Source organism: Pseudomonas sp. JAI111, from assembly GCF_024809425.1.
Taxonomy (GTDB): Bacteria; Pseudomonadota; Gammaproteobacteria; order Pseudomonadales; family Pseudomonadaceae; genus Aquipseudomonas.
The window spans coordinates 1-23068 of sequence record NZ_JANUCB010000002.1; the positions used below are offsets into that span (position 1 = coordinate 1).

Below are 23068 nucleotides of genomic sequence, written 5' to 3' on the forward strand. Positions count from 1 at the left end.
TGTTGACTATCAGTCTGACTCCACAAGCACCCACACGAATTGCTTGATTCAGTTGTTAAAGAGCGGTTGGTTAAGATCTTTCGTCTCAACCGAGGCGCGCATTCTACAGCAGCCTCTGTTGCTGTCAAGCGGTTATTTTCAGAAGTTTTCAAAGTTTCCTTTGCAACTTCAACCACTTGCGCTTCCGATCTCTCGTTAGCGGGAGGCGAATTCTACAGCGTTACTCGCTGCTGTCAACACCTCTTTTTCTCCGCTTTCGACCGAGAAGATCGAAACGTCCATAAGGCCAAACCCACCTGCCTTACCGACTCCTTCTGGGCTTCGATGACCTGAAGCAACTCGCTGTCGAAAACTGCGTAACTCTTTGTTTACCAAGGAGTTTTCCGTTTCGACTGCGCCGGAAGTGGGGCGAATTATAGACTTCTGGAATCTGCCGTCAACCCCTGATTTTGCTTTTCTATCAGGATCGTCGAAATCATTGCTTATATATAGACGCGCCCGTCGCGAATGCGCAGTATATTGCCCAACGCACATTACTTCCTCACTCCTTCGGACGATGCCACGCAATGAATGACCAGCCTCGCAGCTTTGCTTCGACCCTGTTCTCGGTCGGGCTGCTATTAATAGCCATGGCATCCATCCAGTCCGGAGCCTCGCTGGCCAAGAGCATGTTCCCGATCATCGGCGCCCAAGGGACTACGACCCTGCGACTGATCTTCGCCAGCCTGATCATGCTTGTCTTGCTGCGCCCGTGGCGGGCAAAGCTCACCGCAAGATCCCTGCGCACTGTCATCGTCTACGGGATGGCATTGGGCGGCATGAACTTCCTCTTCTATATGTCCTTACGCACCGTCCCCCTGGGTATCGCCGTCGCACTTGAATTCACCGGACCGTTGGCGGTGGCAATCTATGCCTCACGCCGTGCGATCGACTTCTTATGGATAGCCCTGGCAGCCGTCGGCTTGCTGCTGTTGATACCGACAGGTGCAACGACCGCGGGAATTGATCTCATGGGCGCCGCTTATGCCTTGGGAGCAGGCGCCTGCTGGGCGCTTTACATTCTGTTCGGCCAGAAAGCCGGAGCGGACAACGGCGTGCAGACCGCTGCGTTGGGCGTGATGATCGCCGCGTTGTTCGTCGCCCCTATCGGTATCGTCCATGCCGGCGCAGCCCTGTTGACTCCATCACTGATCCCCGTGGCCATCGGCGTGGCCATTCTGTCGACCGCCCTGCCCTACACACTGGAGATGGTCGCGCTGACCCGAATGCCAGCCCGGACTTTCGGCACCCTGATGAGCATCGAACCTGCGTTTGGCGCCCTCTCAGGCCTGCTGTTCCTCCATGAATACCTCTCACTGTCACAGTGGATGGCCATCATATGCATCATTCTGGCGTCTGTCGGTGCGACCATGACCATGGGCAGCGCCGCCAAGACTGCGGTCGCCGCCGATTGATACCGGATTTCACGCAGGTCTGGTATTTACCGCTCAATTAGGCCATGTTTAGGCCCGCAACCCAGTGCCAGGCATGGATTTTTCAGGATAGGGATATCAGAACGCTTAAAGTGAAAGCGAATGCAGCCAGACCCGGACACAAGATCCGGGAACGCTATAAGGACAGCAATGAAACGAATTTTGCTACTGATCGCCGTACTCGCAGTTGCGGGCTGTGCGGCGACATCGAAAACCCAAGTCAAGCATGGCAAGAAAGGGCTACATATCAACTGTTCCGGACTATCCTCGTCCTGGGACAAGTGTTACACCAGCGCCGCCAACTCGTGTGCGCCCAAGGGCTACAAGGTCATTGCCAAGTCCGGGGATGCTGTGGAAGAACCTGGCGATTATCCGTTCGGCCTCAACCCTGCCGGTTATACCAGCCGTAGCATGATCGTCATTTGCAAATAGGTTGATGCCGCCCGGCAATCTGGCGGCCAATCTCATCGTGACTGGATTGCAGCACCGTACGTTGAATATCCGTCGAGGCCAGCATTCGCGCCACGACCAGCGCACCGACGCATTGCGACAGAATGGCCCAGGCAAGACTGTCGCTTTGCAGGATCTTCGCCCAACTCTCCTGCAAACGACAAATCCAGACCTGCGCCTCCTCGCGCACAAGAACATCTGATCGGGCGATCTCGGCCCCCAATGTCGGTAACGCGCAACCGGACTCAGGATGCTCGACATGGGCCATGCTCAGGTATTGCTTCAAGCAACGTTCGAGCTTGTCGCAGTCCTGATCAGCGCCTAATCGCTCGAGACTCTGACTCAGCTCACGCTCGACGATGGACGCGAACAACTGGTCCTTGGACGTAAAGTGGCTATAGAAAGCCGCCCCACTCAAGCCAATGGCCTTCATCAAGCCATCCACGCCCACGGTCGAAAAACCGGCCTTCTTCGCCGACACCGCGCTGCTCTGCAACAGCTTTTCTTTGGTTTCCAGCTTGTGATTGGCCGAGTAACGCATTGCCTTGCCCTCAGGATTGATCGCCTTGACGCCTGCCAAATCCTAGCATAACGTTCGTTCAGTTAACGATCGTTCATCAAAGGGATCAACCCATGAATAACAAGAAGGTCGTACTGGTTGTCGGCGCGGGTGACGCTACTGGTGGCGCCATTGCCAAGCGTTTTGCGCAGGAAGGTTACATTGCCTGTGTCACGCGCCGCAGCGCGGACAAACTCCAGCCGTTGGTCGATGCGATCAAGGCTAATGGCGGCGATGCGCACGGGTTCGCCTGCGATGCACGCAAGGAAGAGGATGTGATTGCGCTGGTCGAGGAGATCGAAACCCGCATTGGTCCCATTGAAGCATTCGTTTTCAATATCGGCGCGAACGTGCCGTGCAGCATCCTCGAAGAAACCGCTCGCAAGTATTTCAAGATCTGGGAAATGGCCTGCTTCTCAGGTTTCCTCAATGCACGTGAAGTCGCCAAGCGAATGGCCAAACGGCAACGAGGTACGATTCTGTTCACCGGTGCCACCGCCGGGATGCGCGGCGCCGCCGGCTTTGCCGCTTTTGCCGGCGCCAAGCATGGCATTCGCGCACTGGCCCAAAGCATGGCCCGCGAACTGGGACCGATGAACATCCATGTTGCTCACGTCGTAGTCGACGGCGCCATCGATACGGACTTCATCCGCGAGAGTTTTCCGGAGAAGTACGCGACCAAGGACGAGGATGGCATCCTCAACCCCGAGCACATCGCCGAGAATTATTGGTATCTGCACAGCCAGCCTCGGGACGCCTGGACGTTCGAGCTGGATCTGCGCCCCTGGAATGAACGCTGGTAAGCCCTCCCCTACAACAATAAGCAGAGCGCACCGACCATGAGCAAAACCGTGGAGTTCTTTTTCGATCTGGGTAGCCCCGCCACCTACCTGGCCTACACCCAACTGCCGAAAATCTGCGCGCAGACCGACAGTCAGCTGATCTACACACCGATGCTGCTGGGAGGTGTGTTCAAAGCCACCGGCAACGCCTCACCGGCAACCATTCCGGCCAAGGGTCGCTACATGTTTGAGGACCTGGACCGTTACGCCAAACGCTACGGCGTGCCTTTGAAGTTCACCGCTGATTTTCCCATCAATACCCTGATGCTCATGCGCGCCGTCATGGGCATGCAGTTGCGCCATCCCGAGCGCTTCCTGGCGTTTATCGATTGCCTGTTCAATGCGCTGTGGGTTGAGGGGCGAAATCTCAATGATCCGGCGACTGTCGCGGCAGTGCTAACGCAAAACGGCTTCGACCCAAACCAGGTGTTGGCGCTCACCACCGATGAGGAAGTCAAAGCGGCTCTAAAGGACAATACCGAGAAAGCGGTCCAGCGAGGCGTGTTTGGCGCACCGAGCATGTTTGTCGGTGACCAGATGTTCTTCGGTCAGGATCGGCTGGAATTCATCCTTGAAGCCCTGAGTTAAATCCCGATAATCAGGCGCCCGCGAAAGGGCGCCTGAACGGCTCCGGTCAAATAGCCGCGGTACGGGTGTTCAACCACTCAAGGGCCGCGCCATCAAGCAACGGGCTCAAGCGCTCGCGCACCTCGGCATGGTAGGCGTTGAACCACTGCTTTTCGTCTGGCGTCAGCAGCGAAGGCTCCAGGCAGCGAGTGTCGATCGGGCACAGGGTCAGGGTTTCGAACTTCAGAAACTCGCCGAATTCGCTTTTGCCGGCTTCGCGATTCAACACCAGGTTCTCGATCCGCACACCCCAGCGACCCGGGCGGTAAGTGCCTGGCTCGATGGAGGTGATCATGCCCGGTTGCATCGCGGTTTGCGGTGCTGCAGCGGCCTGATAGGCGATGACTTGCGGACCTTCGTGCACGTTAAGGAAATAGCCGACGCCATGACCGGTGCCGTGACCGTAATCAACGCTTTCAGCCCAGATCGGCGCACGGGCGATCGAATCGAGCAACGGCGAGAGAATGCCCCGCGGAAATTGCGCGCGGGACAGCGCAATCACGCCTTTGAGTACCCGGGTGCAGTCGCGTTTCTGTTCGGCGGTCGGCGTACCGACCGGCACCATCCGCGTGATATCAGTGGTGCCACCCAGGTATTGACCGCCGGAGTCGATCAGCAACAAGCCGTCACCCTCGATCACCGCATGTTCTTCCTCGGTGGCGTGGTAGTGCGGCATCGCGCCGTTGGCGTTGAACGCGGCAATGGTGTTGAAACTCAGTGACACATATCCCGGACGGCGGGTACGCGCGGCCGTCAGGTGTTCATCGATGGTCAACTCGGTGATGCGCTCACGCCCCAACGCCGTGTCCAGCCAGGCGAAGAATTCGCACAGCGCTGCGCCGTCCTGCTCCATGGCCTGGCGAATGTGCTCGGCATCGGCCAGGCTTTTCTGCGACTTGGCCAGGGTGGTCGGGTTCAGGCCTTCGACCAGTTTCACGCCGCTGTTCAGGTTATCCAGCAAACCGGCAGTTACCCGCGCCGGATCGACTTGCAGGCTCGCGCCGCTCGGCACGGCACTCAAGGCAGCTGCCACTTCGCTGTAGTCGCGCAGTGTCACGCCGTCCTGCTCGAGGACCGCACGCAGTTCGGCATTGACCTTGCTCAGGGCCACGAACAGGGTGGCCTGGTCCTGGCTGATCAAGGCGAAGGAAACGAACACCGGGTTGAACGACACGTCGCCACCACGCAGGTTGAACAACCAGGCGATGTCGTCGAGGGTGGCGATGAAGTGCCAGTCGGCACCGCGATCTTTCAGGACCTCACGCAATTTCGCGAGCTTTTCACCACGGCTGACAGTCGCCTGAGGTGGCAAGTGTTGATAAATCGGCTCGTTCGGTAGTGTCGGACGGTCGCGCCAGACTTCGCTCAACAGGTCGATGTCGGTACGCAGGCGAGCGCCGCGCTCTTCGAGCTTGCCACCCAGCGTAAGCGCCGAGGCCACGGCCATCACCGCACCATCCACCGCGACCACGCCACCTTCAGGGGTTTGTTCGGCCAGCCAGTCCAGCGGGCCGGGCTGGCCCGGCTGCAGCTTGACCAGCTCGATGCCGCTGCCCTTGAGCTCCTTGGTCGCTTGCTCCCAGTAACGGCTGTCGGCCCAGACACCGGCAAAATCCGGCGTCACGATCAGTGTGCCGACCGAGCCATGAAAGCCCGACAGCCACTGCCGTCCTTGCCAATAGCCGGGCAGGTATTCCGACAAGTGCGGATCGGCCGACGGCACCAGCAGGGCATGTATACCCTCCCGGCTCATCAGTTCGCGGGTTTGCGCCAGGCGTTCGGGCACCGATCCATTGATCGAAGGCTGCGTACTCATCATGTCTCCTGCTCATCACTGCATCATTATTGTTGAGTGCCGATCAAACGCCGGCACTTTCAGGCCCTACTGCCAAAATGCCGGAGCACTGGCGCAGGCCGCTTTAATCAGTTGTGCCGCCTGGTCGACGTCCTGGTCTGAGGTGAACCGGCCGAGACTCAAGCGAATGGTGCGACCTGCCGCGCGGGCATCATGCCCCAGCGCCAGCAGCACATGGGACGGAGCATTACTGGCCGAGTTGCAGGCCGAGGTCGCGGAAAACGCGATCGATTGGCTTAACACCGCGGAATTGAACTCGCCTTCGTTGAAGGTCAGGCTCAGGGTATGGGGAATGCGCTGGGTCGGGCTGCCATTCAGACGAACGCCGGGAATGCTCAGCAGTTGATCAAGCAAGCGTTCGCGCAGCCGCACGATCTTGGCCTGTTCATCTTCGAACGAGGCGCCCGCCAACGCGAATGCAACGCCCATTGCGGCGATCTGGTGAGTCGCCAGGGTGCCGGAACGCAAACCGCCCTCGTGACCGCCACCGTGAATCTGCGCCTGCAAGCGCTGCTGCGCGCGAGGGCCGACATACAGCGCGCCGATGCCTTTGGGGCCATAGAGCTTGTGTGCCGAAAAAGACATCAGGTCGACCGGCAACCGAGCCAGATCGATCGCCACTTTACCCGCGCCCTGGGCTGCATCGACATGAAACAACGCATCGCGATCACGCACCACCTGGCCGATGGCGGCGATGTCGTTGACCGTGCCCAACTCGTTGTTGACCAGCATCAGCGACACCAGAAAGGTGTCTTCGCGCATCGCTTCGCTGACCGCTTGCGGGGTAATCAACCCTTCGGCGTCCGGCACCAGATAGGTCACGGCGACGCCCGTGTCTTGTAGCTGTTTCGCCGTGTCGAGAATCGCCTTGTGTTCAATCTGGCTGGTGATGATGTGGCCGCCGGACACGCCGCGCGCCTGGGACACGCCCTTGAGTGCAAGGTTGTTGGATTCGGTCGCACCGGAAGTCCAGACGATCTGCTCAGCCTGGGCGCCTACCAGTTCGGCGACCTGGAGCCGCGCGTGCTCGACCGTTTGCCGGGCCTGTTGGCCGAATGCATGGGAGCTGGACGCCGGGTTGCCGAAATTGCCGTTGAAACCCAGACACTCGACCATGACCTTGATGACCCGCTCATCCACCGGCGTGGTGGCGGCGTAGTCGAAATACAGAGGACGTTTATTCATATAAGACTCGCAGAGCGTGTTCCGGGATCAGGAAGCTCGTCACTGAAACGGCAAAGCGCAGCCTTGTGAGCTGCGCTGATATTTCAGAGCGTTAGAAATACCTGATCGGAGGCCGTTAAAGAAGAACAACTTCATTTAAAAGTGCGTAGGAACGCTCCTGAAGTCGAGCTTAACAGGCATCGGGCGACCGGTTGAAGCAATGCGTCAGCTAAAGCCTTCAATCAACAACGGATACAGCGAAGCCACCAACAGCAAGGCCATGCCCCAATTGAACAGCCGCAACCAGCGGCGATCCTTCAACACGTTGCGCAACAGCGTGCCACACCCGGCCCAGACACTGACACTCGGCAAGTTGATCAAGGCGAACACCGCAGCAATCACGATCACGTTGGTGAAATAGCCCTGCATTGGTGTGTAGGTGCTGATGGCACCGATGGCCATGATCCAGGCCTTGGGATTGACCCACTGAAATGCCGCCGCGCCCAGATAGCTGATCGGCTGGCTCTCGCCCTTTTCACTCTCCGAGACCGGCCCGGAATGGGCGATCTTCCATGCCAGGTACAGCAAATACGCGGCACCGACGTAACGCAGAACCGTATAGAGCATTGGATAGGTTTGAAAAACTGCACCCAGGCCAAAGCCGACCGCCACGACGAGCACGAAGAAACCGCAGGTAATGCCAAGCATGTGCGGAATGGTGCGGTTAAAGCCGAAGTTCACACCGGATGCCAGCAACATGGTGTTGTTGGGGCCAGGCGTAATCGAGGTGACAAGTGCAAACAGGGCGAAACCCAGCAGCAGATCGAATGAGAGGGTCATGAGCGGCAGTCCATCAGGGTCAGTCAGAGATTGACCCTATCGCACGCCCCGACGGAAACCCACGGACAGTTAGGTAAAACTTCGAGCGGTACAGTTTTCGATCAGCTTGAGCGACCGTGAAGCTGTACAGCACGCCCGGCGTTCATCTCGCCTTGTTTGTCGAAACTGAACGACTTTTGCGGCTGACCGAGCAATTGAGCTTTTTTCGCGTGGTATTCCTCGAAGGACAGACCGCGACGGTTCAAGTCTTCCAATGCCAATTCTTTGGTTTCTTCCGCGGTGTACGGCCGCAATTCCGGCGAAACATGGCTGGCGCATCCGGCGAGAACGGAGACTGCGAGCATCAAGAAAGTGGCGATCAGAGGTTTCATGTCGGGCGTCCTGGCATCTGGGTTCGGGTCAATGAACACAGGCTACCCGGCCTCCTCGACGGGCAGAAATCAACGCTCTCGATAGTCGCTATCGACTACGACTAATGCCAGTCAGCTCCAGCACTTAATATATTAAAACGATCTATAAATATTAATTTAAGGTCTTTTGCGGAATAACGATCAGCCTTTATAAACAACGTCAGTGCCAACGCAACTGTTGTCCACGCAACTGTTTGTCAGGCAACAGCGTTTCAACAAACAGCCTCGCCAATTGAACAGTGCCTGTGGCTCAACACGCTGAAAGCCCCGGAAAACGGGGCTTTGAAGGATTGGTACAGCTCTTGCTCAAGCCCAGTGACTACTCACTGCTCGCTGAGCAACTGTTTAAAAAGGAACTGATCATGTCGCGCCCATTGAAAGTCGTAGCCCTCTCCGGCGGAACCTGGCGTCCGTCCCGCACCCTGGTGCTGACTCAGGCACTGTTGGCCGAGCTGGCTGAACATTTGCCGATCGAGAGCACGTTGATCGAACTGGGCGACATCGCCCGGCCACTGGGCGCCGCCCTGTCACGCCAGGAACTGAGCGCCGAGATCGAGGCCGAGCTGCAAGCCATCGAAAACGCCGACCTGCTGATCGTGGCCGCGCCGGTGTATCGCGGTTCCTACCCTGGCCTGCTCAAGCACCTCTTTGACCTGATCGATCTCAACGCGCTGATCGACACCCCCGTGCTGCTGGCCGCCACCGGTGGCAGCGAGCGTCATGCGCTGATGCTTGATCATCAGTTGCGGCCGCTGTTCAGTTTCTTCCAGGCCTTGACCTTGCCGATTGGCGTCTACGCCACCGAAGCCGATTTTTCCAATTACCAAATAACCAGTGAGCCCTTGAAGGCCCGCATTCGCCTTGCTGCAGAACGCGCCGCGCCTCTGTTTGGCGTGTCCCCCAAAAATCTGCTGAAAATCGCTTAAGGATTTCTTCATGGATGTTTTCTGGTTTCTGCCGACCCACGGCGACGGTCATTATCTGGGCACAACCCAAGGCGCCCGCCCGGTCACTCTCAATTACCTCAAACAAGTGGCACAGGCCGCTGACAGCCTCGGTTACCACGGCGTACTGATTCCGACCGGGCGCTCCTGCGAGGATTCGTGGGTGATTGCCTCGGCGTTGGTGCCGCTGACTGAACGCCTCCGTTATCTGGTGGCGATACGTCCGGGGATCATCTCGCCAACGGTTTCGGCGCGCATGGCCGCCACGCTGGATCGACTGTCCAACGGACGTTTGCTGATCAACGTGGTGACCGGCGGCGATCCTGATGAAAACCGCGGTGACGGGATCTTCCTCGATCACAGCGAGCGCTATGAAGTCACCGACGAGTTCCTGCAGATCTGGCGCCGCGTGCTGCAAGGCGAATCGGTGGATTTCGAAGGCAAACATCTGCAAGTGCAGAACGCCAAGGCACTGTATCCGCCAGTGCAAAAACCGTATCCGCCGCTGTACTTCGGCGGCTCTTCGGAGGCGGCCCATGAACTCGCCGCCGAGCAGGTCGACGTCTACCTCACTTGGGGCGAGCCGCCGACCGCGGTGGCGGAAAAAATCGCCGATGTGCGTGAGCGGGCGACCCGAAACGGTCGCACGGTGAAATTCGGTATCCGCTTGCACGTGATCGTTCGCGAGACGGCCGAGGAAGCCTGGAAAGCCGCCGACAAACTGATCGAGCACATCAGCGACGAGACCATCGCCGCTGCGCAGAAGTCCTTTTCGCGATTCGACTCCGAAGGCCAACGGCGCATGGCGGCGCTGCATGACGGACGTCGTGACAACCTGGAAATCGCGCCCAACCTGTGGGCCGGTGTCGGCCTGGTGCGTGGCGGTGCCGGGACTGCGCTGGTGGGTGATCCGCAGCAAGTGGCGGCGCGCATCAAGGAATACGCGGACCTGGGCATCGAGAGTTTTATCTTCTCCGGTTACCCGCACCTCGAAGAGGCGTATCGCTTTGCCGAGTTGGTGTTCCCGCTACTGCCTGAGCCGTACGCGAGCCTGGCAGGACGTGGCGTCACCAACCTCACCGGGCCGTTTGGCGAAATGATCGCCAATGACGTACTGCCCACCAAAGCCACGGCTTGAAAACCTCTCCTGCTGATCGTTCCCACGCTCGGCGTGGGAATGCCTCTAGGGACGCTCCGCGTCCAGTGACGCGGAGCGTCACGGGCTGCATTCCCACGCGGAGCGTGGGAACGATCAGCGTATGTCGTCAGTAATGAGGAACCCCGCGTGACTGCCAAGCCGCAAAGCGCCCTGTTATCACCCTTGCAGACCGCCCGCCAACTGGCCGCCGGATTTGCCCTGACCGCCGTCGAGCGCGACGAGCGTGGCGGCACGCCCAAGGCCGAGCGTGACGCGTTGCGCCACAGCGGGCTGCTCGCGTTAAGCATTCCGACCCAGTACGGCGGCCTCGGCGCCAGCTGGAGTGACACCCTGAGCATCGTGCGCGAGTTCGCCAAGGTCGACAGCTCGATTGCCCATGTCTTCGGTTTTCATCACTTGATGCTCGCCACCGTGCGCCTGTTCGCCAAGCCCGAACAGTGGCAACCCTGGTTCGAGCAGACGGCGCGCAAAAACTGGTTCTGGGGCAACGCCCTCAACCCGTTGGACACCCGCACCGTGGTGAAAAACCTTGGCGGCTGGCGTGAGTTTTCCGGCAAGAAAAGTTTCTGCTCCGGCGCCAGCGATTCAGAAATGCTGATCGCCTCGGCGGTGGATGAAAGCGCCGGCGGCAAACTGTTGATCGCCGCGATTCCCAGCGGGCGCAGCGGCATTACCTTGCACAACGACTGGAACAACATGGGCCAGCGCCAGACCGACAGCGGCAGCGCGACGTTCGAACGGGTCCGGGTCGAAGAATCGGAATTGCTCCTCGACCCTGGTCCCCTGAGTACACCGTTTGCCTGCCTGCGACCGTTGATTGCCCAGCTGACGTTTACCCATATGTTCCTCGGCATCGCCGAAGGTGCCTTCGAAGAGGCGCGGCAATACACGCTGACCGAAACCCGGCCATGGCACAAATCCAGCGCACAGGATGTGCGTCAGGATCCTTATGTGCTCGGTCACTACGGCGAATTCTGGGTCGCCCTCGAAGGCGTTCGCTTGCTGGTGGAACGCGCTGCCGATTTGCTCGACAAGGCGTGGGCAAGAGGCCCGAACCTGAGCGCCGAAGAGCGCGGACACCTGGCCACCGCCATTGCCACTGCCAAAGTCGCGGCAACGCGCAACGGCCTGGACATCTGTAGCCGATTGTTCGAAGTCACCGGCGCACGCTCGACTCACGCCTCCCTGCGACTGGACCGTCACTGGCGCAACCTGCGCACGCAAACCCTGCACGATCCGGTGGATTACAAACTCCATGAACTGGGCGATTGGGCGTTGAATCAATCGCTGCCTATCCCGACTTTTTATTCATAGCCTTCCATTGCTGGAGCCTGCCCAATGCAACTTCTGACCCTACCACCCTCGCCCGCTCTGGCCACTTCGATCCGCGCTACCGCACAGGTGTTCGAAGACCCCAAATCACAAGCCTTGCTGGCCCACATTCAACAAGTCGCGCCGAGTGAAGCCAGCGTGCTGATCATCGGCGAAACCGGCACCGGCAAGGAGTTGGTCGCGCGGCATATCCACAACCTCAGCGCCCGCCGCAACCGACCGTTCGTGGCGGTGAACTGCGGTGCGTTCTCCGAATCGCTGGTGGAAGCGGAGCTGTTCGGCCATGAGAAAGGTGCGTTCACCGGCGCGCTGAGCGCCAAGGCCGGCTGGTTCGAAGAGGCCGACGGCGGCACCTTGTTCCTCGACGAAATCGGCGATCTTCCGATGGCGATCCAGGTCAAATTGCTGCGGGTGTTGCAGGAGCGCGAAGTGGTGCGCCTGGGTTCGCGCAAAAGTATCCCCATCGATGTGCGGGTGCTGGCGGCGACCAACGTACAGCTGGAAAAAGCCATCAACGCCGGGCATTTCCGCGAGGACCTGTACTACCGCCTCGACGTCGTCAGCCTGGAGCTGAGCCCGTTGCGCGACCGCCCCGGCGACATCCTGCCGCTGACCCGACATTTCGTCGAAGCTTACAGCCAGCGCCTTGGCTACGGCACCGTTACCATCAGCAAAGAAGCCGAACTGAAACTGCGCAGCTACAGTTGGCCAGGCAACATCCGCGAACTGGAAAACGTCATTCACCACACCCTGCTGATCTGCCGCAACGGTGTGATCGAACGCGATGACCTGCGCTTGTCGAACATGCGTATCGAGCGTCAGGACGATTACCACACCAATGTCGACGACTCACCGGAAGCCTTGCTCGACCGGGCCTTTCAAAAGCTCTTCGAGGAACAGGCCGGTGCGCTGCACGAGAAAGTCGAAGACGCCTTGTTGCGGGCCGCCTATCGCTTCAGCCATTACAACCAGGTGCATACCGCCGCCCTGCTCGGCTTGAGCCGCAACGTCACGCGCACGCGCCTGATCAAGATCGGCGAGCTGGCGGTGAACAAGCGCAGGCCTACGGAAAACGTGCAGGGTGAGCGCTTGATGCAGTTGTCGATTTAGACCCCTATCCCCTGACGCACCAGAGTGCAGTGCAGTGCGTCGTCGTGGCTGCGTTCCAGGCTGTGCAACACCTGGAACGAGCCGAACGTTACGGTTTTCGCCCGGTGCGCGCGAATCAACTGCCAGAAATCCTGCTCGCCGCTTTCAAAGCTATGGAACGCGGCCTCCCCCGCCTCGCGAGATTGCCATTGCAGGTAGTTGAGCACACGCCTGCCATCCTCGCTGGCCTGGATACTGGCGTTGAGAAAACCGCTGTTGCACTGGGCCAGACGTTCAGTCTGTCTCGATAAGGCCGATACGAGCGCGGGTTGCTGATGGGGTTCGATCTCGAATTCGATCAGTTGGGTAAAGCTGCGATTTTTCTCTGGCGTCTGCATGAAAATCCCCAGTTACGTGAATGCCGGAGCTTGCGATCCGAAGGCCTGCAGGGTAAAACCTCGACCTAACTAGAGGTCAAGGGCATTTTCTAAATGATCACCGCGCAAAACCTGCACAAGGAACTCACCGTCGGCCAACTGGCCGCGCGAAGTGGCGTAGCGGTCACGGCGCTGCACTTTTATGAGTCCAAGGGACTGATCAAGAGTAATCGCAACCAGGGCAACCAGCGGCGTTATCCACGGGAAGTGTTGCGGCGGGTGGCGTTGATCAAGGTGGCCCAGCGCTTGGGGATTCCGTTGGCGGAGATTGGCGAGGCATTGCAAGCCTTGCCGGATAACCGCGCGCCCACGGCGGCGGACTGGAAGGTAATGTCGGCGCAGTGGAGCCGGGATCTGGATGAGCGAATCAATCAATTGACGTTGCTGCGGGACAAGCTCAATGGCTGCATCGGGTGCGGGTGTTTGTCGATGGAGGCGTGTCCATTGCGTAACTTCGGTGATGTGCTCGGGGAGCAAGGGCCGGGGGCGCAGTTGCTGGAATCGAAGGCTGGTCCGTGGACGAATTGAGCCCCCTAGCGAGCAAGCCCGATCCCACACGGGCTTTGTGAACGCTGCCGTTGACCTTTATTTTGAAGGTTTACTGATCGCTGAACAGCGGTGCTGCTCGTCGGGCACTCGGTGACGCAAAAGGGGCTGACCTATAGTTATCCGACCGGAAATCGGCGAAGGAACACCTTCAATTCACAACAACAAGGGAGAACCGTCATGAGCGTCAAACCCATTCCAGAGGGCTATCACAGCATCACGCCTTATCTGGGCATTCAGAAAGCGGCCGAAGCCATCGAGTTCTACAAGAAAGCCTTTGGTGCCACCGAAGTCATGCGCCTGACCATGCCGGATGGTGGCATCGGGCATGCCGAGCTGAGGATTGGCGATTGTCCGATCATGCTGGGCACGCCGTGTGATCAGGGGCCGTTGAGCAACCCGGACAAGTCGCCGTCTGTGGGCCTGCATCTGTATGTGAACGATGTGGACAAGTCCTATAAACAGGCGATTGCGGCCGGCGGCACGGTGGTGTCCGAGGTCAAGGATCAGTTTTATGGCGATCGCTCGGGGACCTTGAAAGATCCCTATGGGCATCTGTGGTTTCTGGCCACGCGCAAGGAGGATTTGACCCAGGCGCAGATTGAGCAGCGGGCCAAAGAGATGTTTCAGCAGGGCTGAGCCCACTGATCGTTCCCATGCGGCTGATCGTTCCCACGCTCTGCGTGGGAATGCAGCCCGGGACGCTCCGCGTCCCAAAAGCAGACGCAGAGCGTCCATTGAGGCATTCCCACGCAGAGCGTGGGAACGATCTTGCCTTCCTTGAACACACTTCATGAACAAGCCCTACACGCTTTGCGCCTTGCCCTAACCGCACAACACTTCCAGGATGCAGGCAACTACAACAAGGAGTCATTCCCCATGTTCGCCGGATTCCTGAAAGACCAGCGCCACGTCAACGGCGTGGACATCGCCTACCGTATCGGCGGCACCGGGCCGGGCTTGCTGTTGCTGCACGGTCACCCGCAAACCCACGTCATCTGGCACAAGGTCGCCGAGCAACTGGCCGAGCATTTCACTGTGGTTGCCGCCGACCTGCGCGGTTACGGCGACAGCGCTAAACCACCCGCCAATGATCACCACACCAACTATTGCAAACGCGAAATGGCCAAGGATGGCGTCGAGTTGATGCAGTCCCTGGGCTTCGAGCACTTCTCAGTGCTGGCCCACGACCGTGGTGCCCGGGTGGCCCATCGCCTGGCGCTGGACCATCCCGATAGCGTGCAACGCATGGTGCTGCTGGACATCGCTCCGACCTTGTCGATGTATGAACAAACCAACGAAGCCTTCGCCCGTGCTTATTGGCACTGGTTTTTCCTGATTCGCCCGGCGCCGCTGCCGGAAACCCTGATCGAAGCCGATCCTGAAGCCTACTTGCGCAGCGTCATGGGCAGCCGCAGCGCCGGGCTCAAACCGTTCACGCCTGAAGCCTTCGCCGAATACCTGCGCTGCCTGAAACTGCCGGGCACCGCGCGCGGGATCTGCGAGGATTATCGCGCCAGCGCCAGCATCGATCTGGACCATGACCGCGCCAGCATCGCGGCCGGCCAGTCCTTGCACCTGCCATTGCTGATCCTGTGGGGCGCCGAAGGCACGGTCGGACGTTGTTTCGAACCGCTCAAGGAATGGCAACTCGTCGCCACCGACGTGCGCGGCAAAGCCCTGCCCGCCGGCCATTACATCGCCGAAGAAGCCCCCGAACTGCTGCTCGCCGAAGTCCTCGGCTTCCTGCGCTGATCGCCGCGCCTCACTGACCTGAGTCCACTCCCTCCGCGGGCCGTCACTGGCCTGCGCGGGATCGTCACGCCCAAAAAACGTCTGGAGATAATAAAAATGACAATCAGAAAACTGCTGGGAACCCTCTATGTGCAGGTGCTTATCGCCATCGCGCTGGGCATCGCTATCGGGCATTACTGGCCGCAAGTCGGCATCGATCTCAAGCCGTTGGGCGACGGTTTCATCAAGCTGATCATCGGCCCGATTATCTTCTGCACCGTGGTCTCCGGGATCACCAGTATGCACGACGTGAAACAGGTGGGTCGGGTCGGCGGCAAGGCGCTGCTGTATTTCGAAGTGGTCTCGAGCATCGCGCTGTTGATTGGCCTGCTGGCCGCCCATGCGTTGCATCCGGGCGCCGGTTTCAACATTGATGTGAAGACCCTAGACACCTCCGCCATCGCCGGTTTTGTCGGCCGGGCGCAACACGGCGAAGGCGTGACCGGCTTCCTGTTGCACGTAATTCCGACGACGTTTTTCGAGGCGTTCTCCCAGGGCGAAATCTTGCCGGTGCTGTTCGTTTCGGTGTTGTTCGGCATTGCGCTGGTGATGGTGGGCGAAAAGGGTCGGCCCTTGGTTGGCATCATCAACCAGGCCAGCGAGGTGTTTTTCCGCATCGTCGGCATCATCAGTCGCGTGGCGCCGATTGGTGCTTTCGGCGCGATTGCCTTCACCATCGGCAAGTACGGCCTCGGCTCGTTATTGCCGCTGCTGAAACTGATCGGCACGTTCTACCTCACCGCGTTCATCTTCGTCGCCTGTGTGCTGGGCAGCATCGCCCGCTATGCCGGGTTCAACATTTTCAAACTGCTGGGATACATAAAAGCTGAGTTGTTGATCGTGCTCGGCACCAGCTCCTCGGAATCGGCGCTGCCGCAGTTAATCCAGAAACTCGAAAGCCTCGGCGCGTCGAAGGGCGTGGTCGGTATCGTGGTGCCGACCGGCTACACGTTCAACCTCGACGGTACGAATATCTATATGACCCTGGCGGTGTTGTTTCTGGCCCAGGCCACCAATATCGACCTGACGCTGGAGCAGCAATTGACCTTGCTGACGGTGGCGATGCTCACCTCAAAAGGCGCGGGCGCGGTGGTTGGCGCGGGGTTCGTGGCGTTGGCGGCGAGCCTGGCGGTGGTGCCAACGGTGCCGGTGGCGGCGATGGTCTTGATCCTCGGCGTGGACCGGTTCATGGCTGAATGCCGATCCCTGACCAACATCATCGGCAACGCGGTGGCTGCGTTGGTGGTAGCGGCGTGGGAAGGTGAACTGGACCGCAGCAAAATGGCGCCGATTGCCCTCAAGCGTGGGCGCCATGCCCGGGCCGCAGCCAAGCTATCCGCTGAATAAGAACCTCTCCCCGCGATGTTATGCTGGCGGTTCATGCCGCCAGTGCCCGTTCTGTCATGACCCTCAAGAAAGACACCGTGCCCTTACCCGAAGACTTGCGTGTTTTACTCACCGTCATCCGCAAAAGCGGTTTCGCCGCCGCTGCCGATGAACTGGGCCTGTCGCCCGCCTACGTCAGCAAGCGCATCCAGATTCTCGAAACCACCCTCGGCACGCGCCTGCTGCATCGCACCAGCCGGCGCATCGCCCTGACCGAGGACGGTGAGCGGGTTCAGCGTTGGGCGCTGCGCATTCTCGATGACTTCCAGCAACTGCACGACGAACTTTCCGACGCCCACGACAGCCCTCGCGGGCGCCTGCATTTATGCAGCACTTTCGGTTTCGGCCGTAACCATGTGGCGCCGGCTCTCTCGTTGCTGGCCGAGCGTTATCCGGAACTGGAGATTCGCCTGGACCTGTTCGATCGAGTGGTGGACATCGTGAACGAAGGCTTTGATCTGGAGATCCGTGTCGGCGACGACATTCCCGGCCAGCACATTGGCCGGCGCCTGGTGAGCAACCGGCGGGTGTTGTGCGCCGCCCCCGCTTACCTGGAACGCCACGGTACGCCGCAGACGCTGGCGGATCTGGAACAGCAGCATTGCCTGGTGATCAAGGAGCGCGACAACGCGTTCGGCATCTGGAACCTGGAACGCGACGGGGTTCAGGACAGCGTGCGGGTCAGCGGGCCGCTGTCGTCCAACAATGGGGAGATTGTCTTGCAGTGGGCATTGGATGGCCGCGGGGTGTTGCTGCGCTCATTGTGGGATGTGAAACCGTTGCTGGAACAAGGGCGGCTGGTCCAGGTACTGCCTGAATACACCCAGAGCGCCAACGTCTGGGCGGTGTACCCGACGCGGTTGGCGTATTCCGGGAAATTGCGCGCGTGTGTGGAGTTTCTGCAGGAGCACTTCAAGGGGTTGTCGGTTTAGCCTGGGAAACACAACTCAAAAATGTGGGAGCGGGCTTGCTCGCGAAAGCGGTGTGTCAGTCAGCATCAGCATTGACTGAGACACCGCTTTCGCGAGCAAGCCCGCTCCCACAGTTGGATGTGTGTTTCAGTTTAGCCAGGGGTTGGCCGCCAGGTGATTACGCTCGAAGGCCTTGATTTGCTCGCTGCGCTGCAAGGTGCTGCCGATGGCGTCGAGGCCAAGAAGTAACGCGGTTTTGCGCAAGGTGTCGATTTCAAACGGGATGACCTGCCCCCCGTGAAGGCGAATCTCCTGAGCGTCCAGAACGACATTGATCAACGCACTGTCCGGCTCGCTGACCACTTGCCCGAGCCGCTGTAACACTGCTTCTTCGAGGGTAATCAACAACACCCCGTTACGCTGGCAGTTGTCATAGAAAATCCCGGCAAAGCTGCTGCCGATCAGCGCCCGAATCCCCATCTGTTTCAAGCCCCAGACCGCATGCTCGCGGCTCGACCCACAGCCGAAATTCGGCCCGACCACCATGAAGCTCGCGCCCTGCCATGCGGGCTTATTCAACACGAACTCGGGATTTGGCGAACCGTCCGGCAAAAACCGCAGATCAAAAAACAAACCCCGATCCAGCCCGGCGCGGTCGATGCCCTTGAGAAACTGCTTGGGCATGATCACGTCGGTGTCGATATTGGCCGCGAGCATCGGGGCCGCCTTGCCGGTGACTTGAGTGAATGGTTGCAGGCTCATGCGCGGGCTCCAAAGTGACGGATGTCGGTCAAGCGACCGGTGATGGCGGCAGCCGCAACCATGGCCGGGCTCATCAGGTGCGTGCGGGCGCCGGCGCCCTGACGGCCTTCGAAATTGCGGTTGGTGCTGGAGGCGCAGCGGTCGCCGGGGGCAAGCACGTCGTCGTTCATCGCCAGGCACATCGAGCAACCGGACTGGCGCCATTCGAAACCGGCCTCGATAAAGATCGCCGCCAGCCCTTCGGCTTCGGCCTGATCGCGCACTTCGGTGGAGCCGGGCACGATCATCGCCCGTACATGGTCGGCGACGTGTTTGCCGCGAACCACGCTGGCAGCATCGCGCAGGTCTTCGATGCGCGCATTGGTGCACGAGCCGATGAAGGCATGGCTGATGACGATGTCGCTGAGCGGCATGCCGGCTTCCAGCCCCATGTACTTCAGCGCGCGGCGCATGTCCTGGCGCAGGATCAAGTCGCTGACATCTTGCGGATCAGGCACGCGGGCGCCGATGGGCGAGGCCTGGTCCGGGCTGGTGCCCCAGGTGACCATCGGCTCCAGGGCGCTGGCGTCCACTGTCACTTCGCGGTCGAACTGCGCATCCGGGTCGCTGTACAAGCCCCGCCATTTCTCGACGGCGCGCTCCCACAATTCACCTTTAGGAGCGCGGGGTTTGTCCTTGAGGTAGGCGAAGACTTTTTCGTCCGGCGCCATGAAGGCACCTCGGGCGCCAGCCTCTACCGCCATGTTGCAAATGGTCATGCGCGCTTCGACGCTCAAGGCATTGATGGTCGAGCCGCAAAATTCAATGGCATAACCCGTGGCCCCGGATGCGCCGATCTGGCCGATCAGCGCCATGATCACGTCCTTGGAGGTCAACCCCGGCGCCAGATCGCCGTCCACCGTCACGCGCATGCTTTTCAGGCGTTTGTAGACCAGGGTCTGGGACGCCAGCAGGTGCTCGATCTCGGAGGTGCCGATGCCGAAACCGAACGCGCCGAGGGCGCCATAGGTGGTGGTGTGGCTGTCGCCGGCAGCGATCACCATGCCGGGCAGGATGAAACCCTGCTCAGGCGCAATCACGTGTTCGATGCCTTGGCGTTTGTTGAGGATGTCGATCAATTCGATGCCGAAATCCCGGCAGTTTTCCGCCAGGTACGACACCTGCCGCGCGCCCCCGGGGTCGGGCATGGCGGCAATGCGCAGCGGTGCGGTGGGGTTGACGTGATCGACCACCGCCAACGCGGTGCCGGCACGCCAGACCCCGCGCCCGGCCTCGCGCAGACCGCTGAATGCCTGGGGGCTGGTGTATTCGTTGATGACCTGGCGATCGATGTACAACAGGACGTGACCCTGGTCATCGAGGCGGCACACCGTGTGGGAATCGATGTGTTTGTCGTAAAGGGTTCTTGCTGAAGTCATGTAGAGGCTCGCTCGGGCTCGCGGGGTTCAGGCGTCTGCGCTCCATCTTAGGCAGTCGGACCTGCCCATCAATGGCCGGACAGTGATCCCGTGAACCATGTTTCGTGTTGGATCGAGGAATATCCCAACCTGAACTGAACACTGGTTCTTTATGGGAGCGGGCTTGCCCGCGATTGCGGTGGGCCAGCCAACATCCATATCGAATGAAAGCCCTCTCCCACAGGTCATGCTGTTCACTCAAGAAAGTTTTGGGGTGGGGTATCTAAACGGGGCACCAACGTCTTGTGCATGGGGATGGCATGAAGACCTGCCACGGCGAAGGTGTCGGCGCAGGGCCGGTAACCCAAATGGCGGTAAAAGGCCTCGCTGGTGCGGGTGCTGTTGAGTCGAGCCTGATGTGCGCCCCGCTCGATCAGCCAGCCTTCAAGGTCGTGCACCAGCGCCGCTCCGGCACCGCGACGAAACCATTCAGGCTGCACGTAGCAGAACGCAACCTTGCCGTTGATCGCCGCCATGGCGACACCCACCGGTTTGTCCTGCAACAGGGCGATGTTCAGGTAAAACCGTTGATCGGTCAGCCAGGGCCGTATGTGTTCGGTGGTTTTGTTGTGGGTCCAGGCGGCAACGGTTCGTGGGTCGTTACGGTGGTCGAGCGCGCAGCCGACGCGAATGGAACGCTCGACGATCCGGCTGATAATGCCGGCGTCGGCGGGGGTGGCCTGACAGATATGCAGGGGTGCATCCATGGCGCTGTACCTCAATCCATTGAGAAAAAGCTGCCGGGGACGATAGCGCCGTTCGAGCCCCGCGACTAATGGAGAGACGTTACTTTTGATGTGCAACATAGCCCCCTGTGGGAGCGAGCTTGCTCGCGATGGCGGTATGTCAGTCACATCAATTTGGATGTGCCGCCGCTATCGCGAGCAAGCTCGCTCCCACAGGGGATTGGGGTGTTGGCTAGAGGGTTTGCAACGGCATGGTCAGTTCGACGCGCAACCCGTCCGGCCGGCTGTCGAAATGCAATGTGCAGCCACAGCGCTGGACGATCGCCTGGACAATGGCCAGGCCCAGTCCGCAGCCGGTGCTCTGGCCGTTGCGCCAGAAGCGTTGGGTCAGGTGTTGCAGGTCGTCTTCGGCAATGCCCGGGCCGTGATCGCGGACCAGAAAGCGTGCCCGATTGCCGGTGGTTTCCAGGGTCAGCTCCACCGGCCCATCACCCGGGGTATGGCGCAGGGCGTTGTCCAGCAGGTTGCGCAATGCCGCAATCGACAACACGGCCGGCATCTGCACCGGTGCAGCGGAGAACTTCGCAGGCGTCTGGAACTTGATTCGCTGACGATCGCCACTGGCCGCATCCTGAATCGCCAGTTTCGCCACTTGCTCGGCGCTGCATTGCACACCGTCATCGAACGACAGGCTGCCTTCGACGCGCGCCAGCAACAGCAATTGTTCCAGGGTCCGGTGCATGCGGTCGGCGCCCTCTTCGGCCCGGGCCAGAGACTGATCCCGCGCGGCGCCGTCGGTCATGCGCGCCACCTGCAGGTGGGTCTTGATCGCGGTTAGCGGGCTGCGCAGTTCATGCGCCGCGTCGCCGGTCAGGCGGCGCTCGCGTTCGATCGTCTTGCCGATGCGCTGGAACAGTTGATTCTGGGTGTCCAAAAGCGGTTGCAGCTCACTGGGCAGCGGCTGGATTTGCAATGGCTCGAGGGAGTCGGCGCTACGCCGCATCAGCGCATCACGCATCCGGTTGAGCGGCGCCAGCCCTTGGCCGATGCCGAGCCAGAGCAGGCACAGGCAACCGAGCAACGCGACGCCCACCGGCACCGATGCGGCCAGCAGGATCGACATGTTCAGGGCTTCACGCTCGATCTGCCGATCGGCGGTGGTGATGCGTAGATCCCCGCGCGACAGGGTGAAACTGCGCCAAGGCGCACCATCGATCATCTGATCGTGGAAGCCCAGTTTCTCGGCTTCCAGTGTTTGTTGCGGCTCGCTGTGACTGCGGGCGAGGATTTCGCCACGCAAGGAACTGACCTGACAGGCCATGCCGCCGGGGATGTTCAATTGTTCGGCGCTGAAATGCGTACCCTCGCCCTTGGTCGATAACGGCGGCAATTGCTCCATCAGGCCGGCGACCATACGCGCCGACGCCACCAGCCGCTGGTCGAGGGAAAACATCATCTGATTGCGCAAGTCGCTGAGCATCCAGGCCGCCGCCAGGGCCCAGATCAACGCAAAGGCGGCGCCGAGCGTCAGGCTCAGGCGCAAACGCAGGCTCATCACTTTTTCAATTCCTCTGCGCCATCGGCCGGCCCCAGGCGATAGCCCAGGCCGCGAACTGTCTCGACGATGCCGTTGCCGAGTTTGCGCCGCAGGTGATGGATATGCACGTTGAGGGCGTTGCTCTCCAGCTCGTCGTTAAAACCGTAGACGCTGTCCTTGAGTTGTTCGGTGGACAGCACCCGCCCGCGGTTGTGAAGCAAGGCCTGCAACAGCGACTGCTCGCGACGTGACAGGTCCACCGGCTGACCGCCCAGCATGGTTTCCCGGCTGCTCGGGTCGTAGGTCAAACGGCCGTGTTCGATCAGATTGACGCTGCGTCCCGCCACTCGCCGCAACAGCGTGTGCAGGCGCGCTGCCAGTTCGCGCAGGTCAAATGGCTTGAGCAGGTAATCATCGGCCCCGGCTTGCAGGCCATCGACACGGTCGGTGACCGAGTCCCGCGCGGTCAGGATCAGCACCGGAATTTCCAGGCCATGCTGTCGCAACTGCTGCAACAGCTTCAGGCCGTCCTCATCGGGCAGGCCGAGGTCGAGCACCATTACGTCGAACTCGGCGACCTTGAGCATGGCCCTGGCAGCGGAGGCAGTGGCGACATGCTCCACGGTCAGACCTTGGGCGGTGAGCCCCGCGACAATGCCGCTGGCGATTAGCTCATCGTCTTCGCAGACAAGTACATGCATGGTGAGCCCCGTAGAAAAAAGCTGATTAAGCCGTTGGCCGATTAAGCCGACATTATGCCCCGAACCACAGCCACAAGGCCGTTGCGGTTAATCATCGGTTAATCGCCG

General features: G+C 60.2%; 24 protein-coding genes. 13 read left to right on the forward strand and 11 right to left on the reverse strand.

Annotation, left to right across the window (positions count from 1 at the left end; genetic code table 11):
• The first annotated feature begins 566 nt into the window (after positions 1–566).
• The gene (gene rhtA, locus HNR03_RS07575; protein ID WP_222587802.1) at positions 567–1454 is read left to right on the forward strand and encodes a threonine/homoserine exporter RhtA; all 888 of its coding nucleotides are present in this window, start codon (positions 567–569) and stop codon (positions 1452–1454) included.
• A 168-nt stretch (positions 1455–1622) separates the two neighbouring features.
• Positions 1623–1904, forward strand: coding sequence for a hypothetical protein (locus HNR03_RS07580; protein ID WP_222587803.1), 282 nt, complete (start codon positions 1623–1625; stop codon positions 1902–1904).
• Here HNR03_RS07580 and HNR03_RS07585 read toward each other — a convergent pair.
• Positions 1891–2463 carry a TetR/AcrR family transcriptional regulator gene (locus tag HNR03_RS07585; protein WP_259152103.1) on the reverse strand — a complete coding sequence of 191 codons (573 nt, stop codon included), beginning with the start codon at positions 2461–2463 and terminating at the stop codon, positions 1891–1893. The two genes, HNR03_RS07580 and HNR03_RS07585, sit on opposite strands and share 14 nt — an antisense overlap.
• Positions 2464–2555: 92 nt before the next feature.
• Here HNR03_RS07585 and HNR03_RS07590 point away from each other — a divergent pair, with 92 nt between their 5' ends.
• Complete coding sequence (locus HNR03_RS07590) at positions 2556–3284, forward strand: SDR family oxidoreductase (RefSeq protein WP_090186249.1); 729 nt, start codon at positions 2556–2558, stop codon at positions 3282–3284.
• 36 nt (positions 3285–3320) lie between these two features.
• Positions 3321–3911, forward strand: coding sequence for a 2-hydroxychromene-2-carboxylate isomerase (locus HNR03_RS07595; protein ID WP_259152104.1), 591 nt, complete (start codon positions 3321–3323; stop codon positions 3909–3911).
• 46 nt (positions 3912–3957) lie between these two features.
• Here HNR03_RS07595 and HNR03_RS07600 read toward each other — a convergent pair whose 3' ends face one another.
• The 4 genes from HNR03_RS07600 to HNR03_RS07615 form a co-directional block, all read right to left on the reverse strand.
• On the reverse strand, positions 3958–5766 hold the full coding sequence (locus HNR03_RS07600) for an aminopeptidase P family protein (RefSeq protein ID WP_259152105.1): 1809 nt from the start codon (positions 5764–5766) through the stop codon (positions 3958–3960).
• A 66-nt stretch (positions 5767–5832) separates the two neighbouring features.
• Positions 5833–6990, reverse strand: coding sequence for a cysteine desulfurase family protein (locus HNR03_RS07605; RefSeq protein WP_222587807.1), 1158 nt, complete (start codon positions 6988–6990; stop codon positions 5833–5835).
• A 204-nt stretch (positions 6991–7194) separates the two neighbouring features.
• Positions 7195–7809: a LysE family translocator gene (locus HNR03_RS07610; RefSeq protein WP_222587808.1), complete on the reverse strand. Its 615-nt coding sequence runs from the start codon at positions 7807–7809 to the stop codon at positions 7195–7197.
• Positions 7810–7910: 101 nt separating this feature from the next.
• A complete protein-coding gene (locus tag HNR03_RS07615) occupies positions 7911–8180 on the reverse strand; it encodes a hypothetical protein (RefSeq protein ID WP_259152107.1) in 270 nt (89 codons plus the stop codon).
• Positions 8181–8581: 401 nt separating this feature from the next.
• Here HNR03_RS07615 and msuE point away from each other — a divergent pair, with 401 nt between their 5' ends.
• The 4 genes from msuE (at position 8582) to HNR03_RS07635 (ending at position 12764) form a co-directional block, all read left to right on the forward strand.
• A complete protein-coding gene (msuE, locus tag HNR03_RS07620) occupies positions 8582–9145 on the forward strand; it encodes an FMN reductase (RefSeq protein WP_259152108.1) in 564 nt (187 codons plus the stop codon).
• Positions 9146–9155: 10 nt separating this feature from the next.
• Positions 9156–10301 (forward strand): FMNH2-dependent alkanesulfonate monooxygenase, encoded by a 1146-nt coding sequence (ssuD, locus tag HNR03_RS07625; protein WP_259152109.1) that lies wholly within the window; start codon positions 9156–9158, stop codon positions 10299–10301.
• Between the two features lie 147 nt (positions 10302–10448).
• On the forward strand, positions 10449–11636 hold the full coding sequence (locus HNR03_RS07630; RefSeq protein ID WP_259152110.1) for an acyl-CoA dehydrogenase family protein: 1188 nt from the start codon (positions 10449–10451) through the stop codon (positions 11634–11636).
• Between the two features lie 24 nt (positions 11637–11660).
• Positions 11661–12764 (forward strand): sigma-54-dependent Fis family transcriptional regulator, encoded by a 1104-nt coding sequence (locus HNR03_RS07635; RefSeq protein WP_259152111.1) that lies wholly within the window; start codon positions 11661–11663, stop codon positions 12762–12764.
• Here HNR03_RS07635 and HNR03_RS07640 read toward each other — a convergent pair.
• On the reverse strand, positions 12761–13141 hold the full coding sequence (locus HNR03_RS07640; RefSeq protein ID WP_259152113.1) for an antibiotic biosynthesis monooxygenase: 381 nt from the start codon (positions 13139–13141) through the stop codon (positions 12761–12763). The genes HNR03_RS07635 and HNR03_RS07640 overlap by 4 nt on opposite strands.
• A gap of 93 nt (positions 13142–13234) precedes the next feature.
• On the opposite strand from HNR03_RS07640, the gene soxR reads away from it, so the two are divergent.
• The 5 genes from soxR (at position 13235) to HNR03_RS07665 (ending at position 17838) form a co-directional block, all read left to right on the forward strand.
• Positions 13235–13708, forward strand: coding sequence for a redox-sensitive transcriptional activator SoxR (gene soxR, locus HNR03_RS07645; RefSeq protein WP_259152114.1), 474 nt, complete (start codon positions 13235–13237; stop codon positions 13706–13708).
• Positions 13709–13906: 198 nt separating this feature from the next.
• The gene (locus tag HNR03_RS07650; RefSeq protein ID WP_208669261.1) at positions 13907–14365 is read left to right on the forward strand and encodes a VOC family protein; all 459 of its coding nucleotides are present in this window, start codon (positions 13907–13909) and stop codon (positions 14363–14365) included.
• 240 nt (positions 14366–14605) lie between these two features.
• Entirely contained in the window at positions 14606–15481 is an 876-nt protein-coding gene (locus HNR03_RS07655; protein ID WP_259152115.1) for an alpha/beta fold hydrolase, read from the forward strand.
• 96 nt (positions 15482–15577) lie between these two features.
• Entirely contained in the window at positions 15578–16867 is a 1290-nt protein-coding gene (gene dctA / locus HNR03_RS07660) for a C4-dicarboxylate transporter DctA (protein WP_259152118.1), read from the forward strand.
• A 20-nt stretch (positions 16868–16887) separates the two neighbouring features.
• Positions 16888–17838 (forward strand): LysR substrate-binding domain-containing protein, encoded by a 951-nt coding sequence (locus HNR03_RS07665; protein ID WP_259152119.1) that lies wholly within the window; start codon positions 16888–16890, stop codon positions 17836–17838.
• Between the two features lie 126 nt (positions 17839–17964).
• Here the strand turns inward: HNR03_RS07665 and leuD are convergent, their stop codons facing one another.
• The 5 genes from leuD to HNR03_RS07690 all read right to left on the reverse strand — a co-directional run bounded on the left by leuD (position 17965) and on the right by HNR03_RS07690 (position 22960).
• Positions 17965–18579, reverse strand: a complete 615-nt coding sequence (gene leuD, locus HNR03_RS07670) for a 3-isopropylmalate dehydratase small subunit (RefSeq protein WP_259152123.1) — start codon at positions 18577–18579, stop codon at positions 17965–17967.
• Positions 18576–19997: a 3-isopropylmalate dehydratase large subunit gene (leuC, locus tag HNR03_RS07675; protein WP_259152124.1), complete on the reverse strand. Its 1422-nt coding sequence runs from the start codon at positions 19995–19997 to the stop codon at positions 18576–18578. Before leuC ends, leuD begins: the two co-directional genes overlap by 4 nt.
• Positions 19998–20230: 233 nt before the next feature.
• Entirely contained in the window at positions 20231–20743 is a 513-nt protein-coding gene (locus HNR03_RS07680; protein ID WP_259152125.1) for a GNAT family N-acetyltransferase, read from the reverse strand.
• 211 nt (positions 20744–20954) lie between these two features.
• The gene (locus HNR03_RS07685; protein ID WP_259152126.1) at positions 20955–22280 is read right to left on the reverse strand and encodes an ATP-binding protein; all 1326 of its coding nucleotides are present in this window, start codon (positions 22278–22280) and stop codon (positions 20955–20957) included.
• Entirely contained in the window at positions 22277–22960 is a 684-nt protein-coding gene (locus HNR03_RS07690) for a response regulator (protein ID WP_259152128.1), read from the reverse strand. Before HNR03_RS07690 ends, HNR03_RS07685 begins: the two co-directional genes overlap by 4 nt.
• Positions 22961–23068: the final 108 nt, after the last annotated feature.